Source organism: Pantoea phytostimulans, assembly GCF_046118715.1.
Taxonomy (GTDB): domain Bacteria; phylum Pseudomonadota; class Gammaproteobacteria; order Enterobacterales; family Enterobacteriaceae; genus Pantoea; species Pantoea phytostimulans.
Genome location: NZ_CP173698.1, coordinates 1611976 through 1624520, shown reverse-complemented (window position 1 = coordinate 1624520; position 12545 = coordinate 1611976). Strand labels below are relative to the sequence as shown.

Annotated in this window: 11 protein-coding genes; 7 read left to right on the top strand and 4 right to left on the bottom strand. The window is 53.0% G+C overall.

All coding sequences use genetic code 11. The annotated features are described in order from the left end of the window. The first annotated feature begins 86 nt into the window (after positions 1-86). The 5 genes from ltnD (at position 87) to ACF2G4_RS07650 (ending at position 5166) form a co-directional block, all read left to right on the top strand. Positions 87-992 (top strand): L-threonate dehydrogenase, encoded by a 906-nt coding sequence (gene ltnD, locus ACF2G4_RS07670; protein ID WP_409075804.1) that lies wholly within the window; start codon positions 87-89, stop codon positions 990-992. Continuing rightward, the gene (otnK, locus tag ACF2G4_RS07665) at positions 992-2257 is read left to right on the top strand and encodes a 3-oxo-tetronate kinase (protein ID WP_409075963.1); all 1266 of its coding nucleotides are present in this window, start codon (positions 992-994) and stop codon (positions 2255-2257) included. The genes ltnD and otnK overlap by 1 nt, the downstream gene beginning before the upstream one ends. After that, the gene (locus ACF2G4_RS07660) at positions 2250-2894 is read left to right on the top strand and encodes an aldolase (protein WP_409075803.1); all 645 of its coding nucleotides are present in this window, start codon (positions 2250-2252) and stop codon (positions 2892-2894) included. The genes otnK and ACF2G4_RS07660 overlap by 8 nt, the downstream gene beginning before the upstream one ends. Then, a complete protein-coding gene (locus ACF2G4_RS07655) occupies positions 2894-3679 on the top strand; it encodes an HPr family phosphocarrier protein (RefSeq protein ID WP_409075802.1) in 786 nt (261 codons plus the stop codon). Before ACF2G4_RS07660 ends, ACF2G4_RS07655 begins: the two co-directional genes overlap by 1 nt. 128 nt (positions 3680-3807) lie before the next feature. After that, positions 3808-5166: a GntP family transporter gene (locus tag ACF2G4_RS07650; RefSeq protein ID WP_409075801.1), complete on the top strand. Its 1359-nt coding sequence runs from the start codon at positions 3808-3810 to the stop codon at positions 5164-5166. A gap of 115 nt (positions 5167-5281) precedes the next feature. Here the strand turns inward: ACF2G4_RS07650 and sbcB are convergent, their stop codons facing one another. Next, entirely contained in the window at positions 5282-6700 is a 1419-nt protein-coding gene (gene sbcB / locus ACF2G4_RS07645; RefSeq protein ID WP_409075800.1) for an exodeoxyribonuclease I, read from the bottom strand. 200 nt (positions 6701-6900) lie between these two features. On the opposite strand from sbcB, the gene dacD reads away from it, so the two are divergent. Continuing rightward, a complete protein-coding gene (gene dacD, locus ACF2G4_RS07640) occupies positions 6901-8064 on the top strand; it encodes a serine-type D-Ala-D-Ala carboxypeptidase DacD (protein WP_215846425.1) in 1164 nt (387 codons plus the stop codon). Positions 8065-8149: 85 nt separating this feature from the next. Continuing rightward, the gene (locus ACF2G4_RS07635) at positions 8150-8614 is read left to right on the top strand and encodes a GyrI-like domain-containing protein (RefSeq protein WP_409075799.1); all 465 of its coding nucleotides are present in this window, start codon (positions 8150-8152) and stop codon (positions 8612-8614) included. A 75-nt stretch (positions 8615-8689) separates the two neighbouring features. On the opposite strand, the gene ACF2G4_RS07630 is transcribed toward ACF2G4_RS07635, so the two are convergent. Genes ACF2G4_RS07630 through ACF2G4_RS07620 form a run of 3 tightly spaced genes read right to left on the bottom strand, consistent with a single transcriptional unit; the run spans position 8690 to position 12414 of the window. Further along, the gene (locus ACF2G4_RS07630) at positions 8690-9904 is read right to left on the bottom strand and encodes a c-type cytochrome (RefSeq protein ID WP_409075798.1); all 1215 of its coding nucleotides are present in this window, start codon (positions 9902-9904) and stop codon (positions 8690-8692) included. Next, positions 9901-11667 carry a GMC family oxidoreductase gene (locus ACF2G4_RS07625; RefSeq protein WP_409075962.1) on the bottom strand — a complete coding sequence of 589 codons (1767 nt, stop codon included), beginning with the start codon at positions 11665-11667 and terminating at the stop codon, positions 9901-9903. Before ACF2G4_RS07625 ends, ACF2G4_RS07630 begins: the two co-directional genes overlap by 4 nt. After that, on the bottom strand, positions 11668-12414 hold the full coding sequence (locus ACF2G4_RS07620; protein WP_332627159.1) for a gluconate 2-dehydrogenase subunit 3 family protein: 747 nt from the start codon (positions 12412-12414) through the stop codon (positions 11668-11670). It abuts the gene before it with no gap. Positions 12415-12545 lie beyond the last annotated feature (131 nt).

Sequence of the window (12545 nt, the reverse complement as noted above, 5' to 3'; positions counted from 1 at the left end):
GTTGGCGCGCATTTTTTCGCCCGGCAACCTGTCAGGATTAACATCAACAAACAAATAATCACTTAATTTAACAGCGGAGGCCTACGGTGCCAGTCTCAAATATCTGTGTTATCGGTTTAGGTTCAATGGGAATGGGTGCAGCGCAATCGTGTATCCGTGCAGGTTTAAACACATGGGGCGTGGATCTCAATCCCGCTGCACTGGAAACACTGCGTCAGGCTGGCGCACGTGACGCACAAACCTCCGCTGACAGCTTTGTTGATCAGCTCGACGCGGTGTTGCTGCTGGTGGTCAATGCCAAACAAGTCAACGCTATTCTGTTTGGTGAGAACGGTTTGGCAGCAAAGCTGAAGCCCGGCACGCTGGTAATGATCTCTTCTACTATCTCGGCACAAGACGCGCAGCAGTTTGAGCAAAAACTGGCGGAACACCAGTTACTGATGCTGGACGCGCCGGTATCCGGTGGCGCAGCCAAAGCTGCCACCGGCGACATGACGGTAATGGCATCAGGCAGCGAAGCGGTGTTTGCACAACTGCAGCCCGTGCTGGATGCAGTTGCGGCGAAAGTCTATCGCGTGGGCAATGAAATCGGCCTTGGCTCTACCGTTAAAATTATTCACCAGCTGCTGGCTGGCGTGCACATTGCGGTGGGCGCGGAAGCGATGGCGCTGGCAGCGCGTGCGGGCATTCCACTCGATACCATGTATGACGTGGTAACCAACGCTGCCGGAAACTCCTGGATGTTTGAGAACCGTATGCGTCACGTCGTGGAGGGCGATTACAGCCCCAAATCGGCTGTCGATATCTTTGTAAAAGATCTCAACCTGGTCGCTGATACCGCCAAATCATTGCATTTTCCGCTGCCTTTAGCCTCAACCGCACTGAATATGTTTACCGAAGCCAGCAACGCAGGCTATGGCCGTGAAGATGACAGCGCGGTAATCAAGATTTTCAGCGGCATTACGCTGCCACAGGCGCAGGAGAAAGCATGATGCGTTTGGGTGTGATAGCTGACGACTTCACCGGTGCGACCGATATCGCCAGCTTTCTGGTGCAAAACGGTCTTCCTACTATTCAGTTTAACGGCGTGCCGGATAACAGTGATGCGCTGGACGCGCAGGCAATTGTGATTAGCCTGAAGTCACGTTCTTGCCCGGTTGACCAGGCCATTGATCAGTCGCTGGCTGCTTTGAAATGGCTGCAACAGCAAGGCTGCGAACGTTTCTACTTTAAATATTGCTCCACGTTCGACAGCACAGCACAGGGCAATATCGGCCCGGTGACCGATGCACTGTTAGCGGCGTTGGATGAAACGCAAACGGTGATCTGCCCGGCGCTGCCGATTAATGGCCGCACGGTTTATCAAGGGCATCTGTTCGTGGGTGAGCAGTTGTTGTCCGAATCGGGTATGCGTCACCATCCGGTCACACCGATGACCGACAGCAATTTGCTGCGATTAATGGAGCGTCAGGCAAAAGGCAAAGCAGGGCTGATTGCCGCACCCATCCTCGACCAAGGCGCAGTGGCGGTGCGCACCAAGCTTGATGAACTGCGTCAGCAAGGCATTAACTATGTGGTGATCGATACCTTAAATGAGCAGCATCTGCTGACCCAAGGTGAAGCGCTGCGCGATATGCGTTTGGTTACCGGAGGTTCAGGTTTAGCGATCGGCCTGGCGCGTCAATGGGCGCAAGCAGGCAGCGATCGCCGCGAGGCGGAAGAGGCGGGGCGTCCGCAAGGCAGCCGTGCCGTGGTGATTTCCGGTTCCTGTTCGCAGATGACCAACTGGCAGGTCGCGACTTATCGCCAACAAGCGCCAGCCCAGGAAGTGTTAGTTGAACGCTGTCTTGAGGATGCAGAAAGCTACGCGCAACAGCTGTGTGACTGGGTTGAAGCAAACAGCCATCAGCCGTTAGCGCCGCTGTTATTCGCCACCGCAGATGCGCAACAGCTGCAAGCTATTCAGCAGAAATACGGTTCGCAACGCAGCAGTGAAGCGGTGGAATCACTGTTTGCCGCGGTAACGCGAGAATTAAAAGCACGTGGCTGGCAGCGTTTTATTGTTGCAGGTGGTGAAACATCTGGCGTGGTAGCGCAAAGCCTGGGCGTGACCGCTTTTCACATCGGCCCAACTATTTCGCCTGGCGTGCCATGGGTACGCGACATCCAGCAGCCGCTTTCACTGGCGCTGAAGTCCGGTAATTTTGGTGATGAGCAGTTCTTCCGCCGCGCACAAACGGAGTTTTTCCATGACTGAGCAATTTTCTTCGAGCGAACAGCAAGCCCGCCTTGAGATGGTGAAGCTGGGTGCCTCCTTTTTTCAGCGCGGTTACGCGACAGGATCTGCCGGTAATCTGTCGCTGTTGCTGGAGGATGGCAATCTGCTCGCTACACCGACCGGTTCTTGCTTAGGTGAACTGGATGGTAATCGCTTATCAAAAGTGACGCTGGAAGGCGAATGGATTTCAGGCGACAAGCCTTCAAAAGAGATCGCGTTTCACCGCGCGCTCTATCTGAATAATCCCGACTGCAAAGCGGTGGTGCATCTGCACAGCCATTACCTGACGGCGCTCTCCTGTCTGCAAGGATTGGATAGCGAAAACTGTATTCGACCGTTCACGCCTTATGTGGTGATGCGGGTTGGCGATGTGCCGGTAGTGCCCTATTACAAGCCGGGCGATCAGCGTCTGGCGGACGATTTGGCGCAACTGGCGGGAAAATATCGCGCCTTCCTGCTGGCAAATCACGGGCCGGTGGTGGTCGGTAAATCGCTGCGTGAAGCAGCAGACAACACCGAAGAACTGGAAGAGACCGCACGGCTGATGTTCACGCTGGGTGACCGTGCCATACGTTATCTGACAGATAGCGAAGTGGCGGAATTAAGGAGCCGATAATGCCAAAGTTTGCTGCTAATTTATCTACTCAATTTAACGAAGTCCCGTTTTTAGCGCGCTTTGCTGCCGCCGCCGAAGCCGGATTTGAGGCGGTGGAATTTCTGTTCCCCTACGATTATCCCGCTGCGCAGTTGAAACAGCTGTTGGATGAGAACCAGCTCAAACTGGTGCTGTTTAACACCGCTGCCGGTGACGTAGCGGCGAGTGAATGGGGTGTTTCTGGCATTCCTGGCCGCGAAGTTGAGGCCAAGGCGGACATCGACCGTGCGCTGGAATACGCGCTGGCGCTGGCGTGCCCACAGGTGCACATCATGTCTGCGACCGTGCCAGAAGGCGCAGATCGTCAGGCATATGTTGATACCTTTATCAGCAATATGCGTTACGCCTCCGAGCAGTTTGCACCGCACAACATCACCTTGCTGATTGAAGCGCTGAACCCGAAAACCAAACCGAATTATCTCTATTCCAGCCAGTATCAAACGCTGGAAATGGTTGAGCTGATTGATCGGCCTAATGTCTTCACCCAGCTCGACCTGTTCCATGCTCAGCTGGTGGACGGCAATCTCAGCCACTTAATTCGCCACCACGCAGGCCGTTATCGCCACGTGCAGATCGCCTCGGCGCCCGATCGTCACGAGCCGGATGAAGGTGAAATCAATTATCCCTATCTGTATGCATTGCTGGATGAGGTCGGTTACGACGGCTGGATCGGCTGCGAATATATTCCGCGCGGCAATACGCAAGAAGGCTTGGGTTGGTTTAAAGACTGGCGTACCCGCCGCTAAATCCTTTTAAAAAGACCACATCGGTTAATTTGCAATCGATGTGCGTCGCTTTGTACCTAAAATCCACCAGTTAGAAATCTGCAAAATATTTAACTTGCTGAAAAATATAAATAATTAGAGGTCTGCCGATGTCCACTACCTTCTTGTTATCCATCGCGCTAGTCAGCGTGATATTGCTGTTACTTCTGGTGATTAAAGCCAAAGTTCACCCTTTTATTGCTTTATTGATCGCAAGCTTATTTGTGGCGATCACCACGGGCATTCCTGCTGAAAACATCATGAAAGTGATACTCGGCGGCATGGGGAATTTGCTGGGAAGCATTGCGGTAATCATCGTTTTAGGGGCGATTCTGGGGGCGATTATCGAAGCTTCAGGCGGCGCTGATGCGCTGGCAAACCGTTTCGCCAGGCTATGTGGGCCGCAACGTATGGTGGCAGCATTAACCATTGTCGCCTTCATTCTGGGCTTACCCGTATTTTTCGATGTCGGTTTTATCATTGTCGTGCCACTGATTTATGGTTTTACCAAAGTGATGCGCGTTTCACCGCTGAAGTTTGGTTTACCAATGGCGGGAATGATGTTGATGGTCCATGTTACGGTGCCAACACATCCAGGCCCGGCGGCGGCAGCGGGATTACTGAATGCTGATTTGGGCTGGTTGATGATGTTGGGTATCGCGATTTCAGTGCCAGTGGGCGTCGTCGGTTATTTCGCGGCAAAAGCGTTAAACCGCAAAAAATATCATCTTTCAGTACAGGTTCTTGAACAGCTGCAACTGACGGAATCGGCCGATCACGCTTCATCGACACGTGATAAAAACGTGCCGGGCGCCATGTTGATCGCCAGTTTAATTGTTCTGCCGATTTTGTTGATCATGTTGGGAACATTACTGCCTCCACACCTGACACCAGGCAGTTTGCCGTTAAAAGTCCTGACCTTAATAGGGTCGCCAGGTATAGCGTTGCTGATTACGTTGTTGCTGGCATCCTGGCTGCTCGGCTTGCGTCGTGGCTGGACCACAGAAAAGCTAGAAACACTGTCGAATAAGGCGATTTCAACTGCAGCAGGTGTCATTTTGGTGTCAGGCGCGGGGGGTGCATTTGGTAAAGTGCTGGTGGAATCTGGGGTAGGTAAAGCGCTGGCCGGTTCACTGCAAACCATTCATCTTCCCTTGATCCCTGCTGCCTTTATTTTGTCGTTGGCACTGCGTGCTTCACAGGGATCAGCCACAGTAGCAATCGTAACCACGTGTGGATTATTAAGCACCGCCGTGACGGGGTTAGGCGATATGCAGCTGGTGCTGGTGGCGCTTTCAGCCTGCTTCGGCGCATTAGGTTTATCTCACGTCAACGACTCTGGATTCTGGGTGGTAACGCGTTATTTAGGTTTGTCGGTAGCGGACGGTTTGAGGACCTGGACAGTGCTAACCACGGTGATGGGATTAAGCGGTTTTGCCCTGACTTGGTTAGTGTGGGCATTTATCTAGATTTGTCGCTGCATATCGAAGCGTCTCCTTCCCCCGCTTTGCGGGGGAAGGTTGGGAAGGGGACAGCGCGCCTCGCACTCAATCAGCACTCAACTCAACATCAGTCGCACTGACTTTAAGAAACCAGTTCTTGCGCATATAAATAGAGCGCTTTCAATTGCCCCATTTTTTCCTGATCCGCCTCATGCAAACTCGCCAGCGACTCCAGCTCCAGTAAAAACGCCTGCACTTTCTCAGGATTCAACACTTCACGACGATGCTGTAACCAGCGCTGTTGCTCGGCATCATCCAGCGTGCCGGGAAAGTTGCGGGCACGATAGCGGAACAGTAATTTCAATACGCGCGCGCTTTCAAAGGTGAGATCTATGGCCGGCAAGTTCTGCGGTGTAGTCTGGCGAATAATATTCATACCCGCTCGATCCGCGTCGCTAAAGAAACCGTCATAGAGCTGGGCGTCGACATCCTCTGAGGGCGTAAACGGCTCCGCTTCGGCAAACAAAGTGACTGCTTTCTCTCGCACATCAGGTTGCTGGCGCAGCAGCGCAAGATTAGCCAGACAGCGATCGCGATCAATCCCCAAACGGTCTGCATCTTCAGGACGCAAGGTATTCGCCGGGGCCAGCACCGGGCATTTATTAATATGCACCAGCTTGATGGGCACCGAGGCTAATTCACCCAAGTCGCTTTTGCGCATATACAAACGCTCGCGTAGCGTGTCGGCATCCAACTCCAGCAGCGGCCTCATGTCACCCGCCAGATCAACCACGATCAGGGCGTTACGATTATCGGGATGCCAGGCGAGTGGCACAATCCAGCTGGTATTGCCGCGTGCAGCACCGAACATGCCGGAAACGTGCACCAGTGGTTTCATTTGCGGGATGTCGATTAATGTCATGAGTTTGTTTTTGTTGCGATGCGTAAACAAAAATTCAAACAGTTTGGGCTGCTTCTCTTTTACCAGCTTCGCCATCGCCAGCGTGGCGTAGACGTCAGACATCGCATCGTGGGCATTTTCATGCGCGACGTCGTTGGCCTTCGTCAGGTGTTCCAGGCGGAAACTGGGAAAGCCATCTTCATTTTCTGGCCAATTGATGCCGTCAGGGCGCAGCGCATAGCAGGCGCGCATGACATCAAGCAGATCCCAGCGCGAATTGCCGTTTTGCCAACTCCAGCCGTAGGGATCAAAGAAATTGCGGTAAAAAATATTGCGCGTCACTTCGTCGTCAAAGCGCACGTTGTTATAGCCCACCACACAGGTTTGCGGCTCGGTAAACAGCGTATGAATACGTTCGGCAAACTCAACTTCGCTTACACCGCGCGCCATGGCGATTTGCGGTGTGATACCGGTGATCATGACCGCTTCCGGCTGAGGCATATAATCATCCGGCGGGCGGCAATAGAATACCTGCGGTTCGCCAATCGGGTTGAATTCACTGTCGGTGCGCAAGCCAGCGAACTGGGCCGGGCGATCCAGCGAAGGACTGGTGCCAAAGGTCTCATAATCGTGAAACAGAAAAGTTAAATCCGAGGGCACATCGTTGTCCTGTATAGAGGAAAAACCAGTGCTCAGGATAGTCTCCTGCGTCCGTCAGCACAACTGCGTCGCTGTGCGATGCGAGGCAAGTCGCTGCGATCATACTTTTTTTCAATTTAATTAAACCTTCTCAATGCTTTTGCCGTAAAACGTGCGGCTGTTCTGTTTCGTAACCCATTTATGCAATTAAGGATGAAGTGTTGAAAAGGCGTCTGTTGATCACTGTAACTGCTACTGTTTTTTGGGCATCGCTGGCACACGCCGACGACATGCCGTTTCCTCTGACGCCGCCTGCCGTTGATGCGGCTTCATGGGTCTTAATGGATGCCACCACGGGACAGGTATTGACCGCCGGAAATCCTGACGAGCGCCGCAATCCTGCCAGCCTGACCAAACTCATGACCGGCTACGTCGTCGATCGCGCTATCGATCAAAAGAAAATTACGCGTGATGACATCGTAACCGTCGGTAAAGACGCCTGGGCGGCGGGCAATCCGGTCTTCAAAGGTTCATCACTGATGTTCCTTAAGCCAGGCGACAAGGTAAGCGTGCGGGATTTAAGTCGCGGCGTCATCATCGATTCCGGGAACGACGCCTGCGTGGCGCTGGCCGATTACGTGGCGGGCAGCGAAGAGAGCTTCGTCAAGATGATGAATCACTATGTCGACAAGCTCGGTTTACAGAATACCCATTTTGAAACGGTGCACGGTTTGGATGCGCCAGGTCAGTTCTCTAGCGCGCTGGATATGGCAAAGCTTTCACGGGCCATTATCGATGGTGAACCCGATTTTTATGCCATGTACAGCGAGAAAACGCTCTCCTTTAACGGCATTACGCAAAATAATCGTAACGGCCTGTTGTGGGATAACAACCTGCATGTTGATGGTCTGAAAACCGGTCACACTGAAACGGCGGGTTTTAATATTATCGCTTCCAACGTGGTGGGAAAACATCGGTTGATCGCGGTCGTCATGGGCGGCAAAAGCCCAAAAGGGCGCGAAGAGCAGGCGCGTAAACTGCTGGTTTGGGGCCAAAATACGTTTGATACCGTACAACTGTTCCATGCGGGTAAGAAAATAGGCAGTGAAAACGTCTGGTATGGCAATCCGCATCAGGTTGATGTCGGCACTGCGAATGACGTTTATCTCTCATTACCGCGCAGCGAAATTAAGAATGTGAAAGCAAAATACGTTCTCAATCGCAATGAGCTCGATGCGCCGCTCAAAGCCAATGAAGTGGTCGGCGAGATTCAGGTGATGGATAAAGATAAACAACTGGCGAGTTATCCGCTGGTTACGCTAAAAGCAGTTGATGAAGCTGGCATCATTACGCGCATCAAAGATTATCTGAAACAGAAGCTCTGAACCGCGTTTGTGGCATAACGCAAGGTGCGCCGCAGGCTGCTGTGGCAGAGTGGGTGCATCTAAAGCCACAAACAGAGGAGAGGAGATGGACGTTAAAATTGTAGAACGTACCGCAACGCCTTGGGTCGGTTTTCACCTGGTTGGGCCTTTTGAAGAGACCGCGCCAGAAGGATTTACACGCTTAACGGCATGGGCCGGGCAGCAAGGGATCAGCGGCGAATGGATGGGGATTTACCACGGTAATCCCAATAAAGTTGCGGCATCGCAGTTGGAAATCGATACCGTGATTGGTGTAGAGGCTGATTTCGATTTGCTGCCAGCCGCTGAAAATGGACCGCACAAAGGCGTGCTGGCGGGGGGCAAATATGCGGTGGCGCGCGTGATTGTGGAAGACGGCGACTTTGCTAAACACTGGCTGACACTGTTTGAGCAATGGTTGCCGACCAGCGGCTGGCAGGTAGATGATCGTCCTTGTTTTGATCACTATCTTAACGATGGTTCGCAAAGCGGCGTCTGGGACGTTGATCTCTACATTCCGGTTAAAAAATAATTTAGTGAAGATAATGTAAAAGGGCAGCCAAACGGCTGCCCTTCTTATATTGCGCTTTCAGGTTATTACTTGCGGTTATTGCAAGCTCTCCTTCATCTTTTTAACGTCTCCGGCATCGACCGGCGACGCAGCATTACCCCAGCTGTTGCGAATGTAAGTCAGCACCGCTGCGATATTCTCATCGCTTAAGGTTCCGGCAAACGCGGGCATTGCAGGTGCAGTTGGACGGACATCGGTCTCTACGCCACGGCTTCCTGCGAGCACTACGCGCATCAGTGAGGTAGCATCCGCTTGATTAAGCAGTGGATTATCTGCCAGTTGCGGGAAGATATTTTTCTCACCACGCCCGCCAGGGCTGTGACAGGCTGAACATTTGGCTTCGTAAATAGTGGCACCCATTTTCATGCGTGCATCACTTGCCGCCAGCGGCTCAGGTTTCTCCTCGTCGCTTTTCTCACCTTCTTTCAGGTAAACCGCAACCGCATTGAGATCCTCTTCATGCCAGTGTTGCGTGGAGTGGCGCACCGCATCGGCCATCGGCCCGGAAGCAATATCATAACGATTCACGCCGGTACGCAAGTAACTGACAATATCCTGCTGTGTCCACTTACCTAAACCGCGGTGATCGCTAGCGGTAAGGTTGGGCGCATACCAGCCTTCAACCACTTCGCCGCCGAGCAGATCACTTTTGTCTCCGCCTAACAGATTTTTCGACGTATGACAGGTGCCGCAATGGCCCAGCCCTTCCACCAGATACGCGCCGCGATTCCATTCCGCTGACTTGTTCGGATCGGGCTTGAACTCACCCTGGGTAAAGTTGATCCAGTTCCAGAACAGCAAACTGGTGCGGATGTTGAACGGAAAGGGCAATTGATTGGTTTCAACCGGATGATCGATCGGTTGCAGCGTTTGCATCCATGCCCACAAATCTTGCAAATCCTTTTCCGACATTTTGGTGTAGGCAGTAAACGGCATTGCGCCATACAAGCGTTTACCGTTGTGACCTACACCTTCATTCATGGCGCGACGAAAATCATCGTAGCTCCAGTTACCAATGCCGGTTTCGCGGTCTGGTGTGATGTTAGCGCCCACCAGTACACCAAACGGCGTTTGTAACTTTACGCCACCGGCAAAAGGCTGTTGTTCATTGCTGGTGTGGCACGCCGTACAATCGCCTAATGTGGCGATGTAATTGCCACGGGCGATTTGATCATACTCCGGCTGCGCCTGGGTATTAAAGCTCAGCGCCATCAGCAAGGCAGCGGCGGAGAGAAGCGGTGATGTTTTCATGCGCTGATCATCTCCCCCGGACGTTTTAAATAGTGCTGACGAATATCGTGGGCCGCTTTGAAAGCCAGCGCGCCGACGGTGCCAGTGGGGTTGTAACCGGGATTCTGCGGAAAAGCCGAGGCGCCCACCACAAACAGATTCGGGACATCCCACACTTGCAGATGTTTGTTCACCGAGCTGGTGCGCGGATCGGCACCCATGATGAATCCACCGACCACGTGGGAAGATTGATACGGCACGCTGCTCCAGTGTCCGGTCATCGGCTTGACGATCATTTCACGCGGGTTCATCGACTTAGCAATCTCCGCTACCTTGTTGGTGCAGTACTGCGCCATCTTCAGGTCGTTTTGCGCAAAGTCGAAGGTGATGCGCAGCAGCGGGCGACCATGCGGATCTTTGTAGTTGGGATCCAGCGACAAATAGTTGGTGCGCGTGGTGTAGCTGCTGGCTTCACAGCCAATCGACATGGTGCTGAGGTAGTTATCTTTCAGCGTCTGCTTCCACTTCGATCCCCACTTCGGCGTGTTGGGCGGTAAAGGCCGATTACCAATCGGCGCGGCACCAATCGGCGTGACGCGAATACTGCCGCCGCCAAAGAAGCCAAGCCCGCTGTGATCGAAGTTATCGTTATTGAACTCGTCGATGCCCATGCCAACCGCACCCGCCCCGATAAAGGGGTTGAAGTTCTTGTTATCAAAAAACAGCGTTACGCCATTGGCGGTTTGGTAAGCGTAGTTGCGCCCGGTAGTGCCTTTATTAGTGACCGGATCGTAGGCTTCGCCAATGCCAGAAAGCAGCATCAGTCGCACATTTTCAAAGGTAAAGGCCGCGACAATGACAACGTCAGCAGGCTGCTCCCATTTATCGCCAGAAGAGTCGATATAGGTCACGCCGGTGGCTTTTTTACCGCTGGAATCGGTCAGCACTTCCAACACTTCGCAGCTGGTGTAGGCGGTGAAATTCGGTTTACGCATCAGCGCTGGCAATATCGTGGTAATGGCGCTGGCTTTTGAATAGTTAGCGCAGCCGTAGTTGGTACAAAAGCCGCAGAAGGTGCACGGGCCCATCGTGACGCCATAGGGATTGGTATAAGCTTCGGAAACCAGCGAAGAGGGCACCGGAAAAGGCTTATAGCCAAGATTTTTGGCGGCGTCTGCAAACAGCGTTGGGCCATAAGGCTGGCGCAGCGGAGGCGTAGGGTATTCACCCGACCTCGGCCCTTCAAACGGATTCCCGCCTTCGCGCACGTCGCCATTGATATTGCCTGCGCGTCCTGAGGTGCCTGCCACACGCTCGAACTGCATATAATGCGGCTCCATCTCTTCCCAGGTTGTCCCCCAGTCTTGCAGCACCAGCTCATCAGGCATCGCGGCAGCGCCGTAACGATCGGTCAGGTAGGATTTAAGATGGAACTCGTGGGGCTGAAAGCGGAAGGTAATCCCAGCCCAGTGGTTACCCGCGCCGCCCGTGCCGTTGCCGGGGTGAAACGATCCCCAGGTGCGCATCGGTAACGCCGTTTGTGACGGATTATTGCGCATGGTGCAGGTATTTTGTTTGGTGCGCAGCATTAACTCTTCGCGCATCACATAGCGCAACTCATCCGTGACGGTGCCGATGTTAAAATCGCGTGCAGTATCGCGCCACGGCCCGCGTTCAATACCGATCACGTCCAGTCCTTCATCCGCCAGTTCATTGGCAATGATCGAACCCGCCCAGCCGAGTCCAATCACTACGACGTCTGTTTTAGGCAATTTTTTCATGATTTATCCTTTCGCTTTCCATTGCGCAATGCTGATCGGTTCAAGGTGCAAGTCTTCGTTATGTCGCTCGATATAGTCGCGATAGTCATAACGCGCGCCTGGGAATCCCAGCATTTTCCACGACACCATCTCTTTGTTGCCGCCATAAATCGGGTCGGCAAAAAAGCCTTCCATGGTGTTATTCAACACTTCCAGGAACAGCGATTGGGCATCGAACCCATCAAAATGCACTTTACCTGCTTCCATATCGTGCAGCAGCGCGTCTTGCTGTTCTGGCGTTAGGTCAGCGAAGTTTTTCTGCGAGGTGGTTTGCACATAGCGATTGAGTGCGGCTAAACCTTGACGATAACGCTGCTGCGGCACCAAAGCGGATTGGTCGCCCTGTTCGCTGGTGCCTTTCTGGAAAGGGCCTTCCATGTAGAGGCGCTCGAACGTGCCGTAAGACCCCTTGAGCTGGCGATCAATAAACACGGCACAACCCGCTTCTTTACCGCCAATGCTCAGTTCATCGTTGGGGATCAAGCGGTCTACCAGCGCTTCTACCGTGCGGGCTTCTTCATCGGTAAAAAACAGCCATCCTTGTTGATCAAAGGTTTCGGGCGGGTTGTCACTAAACGGCGTCCAGCCGGGCGATCCTTTCAACGACACGGCATCGGCGGCCTGGCTCACGCTGGCGGCAACGCCTAGCGCAGACCACGTCAACACTTGCCGTCGCGTGACTCCCGGCAGGGTTTTGGCTCTTTTTTTCATGATGCTTCCTTAATCAATGTTAAATAAAAAATGAAACTCAAATAAACAGTTACTCGTTTGTTTTATGGTTGGTTTATGTTTGTAATCTGTTTGTTGATTATTGTAAGTAAACGTCAAAACTGTTTTGAAAT

Excerpts from the sequence above, each read along its gene's own strand:
- otnK (WP_409075963.1), top strand. The coding sequence starts at position 992 with ATGCGTTTGGGTGTGATAGCTGACGACTTCACCGGTGCGACCGATATC.
- ACF2G4_RS07660 (WP_409075803.1), top strand. The coding sequence starts at position 2,250 with ATGACTGAGCAATTTTCTTCGAGCGAACAGCAAGCCCGCCTTGAGATG.
- ACF2G4_RS07655 (WP_409075802.1), top strand. The coding sequence starts at position 2,894 with ATGCCAAAGTTTGCTGCTAATTTATCTACTCAATTTAACGAAGTCCCG.
- ACF2G4_RS07650 (WP_409075801.1), top strand. The coding sequence starts at position 3,808 with ATGTCCACTACCTTCTTGTTATCCATCGCGCTAGTCAGCGTGATATTG.
- ACF2G4_RS07635 (WP_409075799.1), top strand. The coding sequence starts at position 8,150 with ATGGACGTTAAAATTGTAGAACGTACCGCAACGCCTTGGGTCGGTTTT.
- ACF2G4_RS07630 (WP_409075798.1), bottom strand. The coding sequence starts at position 9,904 with ATGAAAACATCACCGCTTCTCTCCGCCGCTGCCTTGCTGATGGCGCTG.
- ACF2G4_RS07620 (WP_332627159.1), bottom strand. The coding sequence starts at position 12,414 with ATGAAAAAAAGAGCCAAAACCCTGCCGGGAGTCACGCGACGGCAAGTG.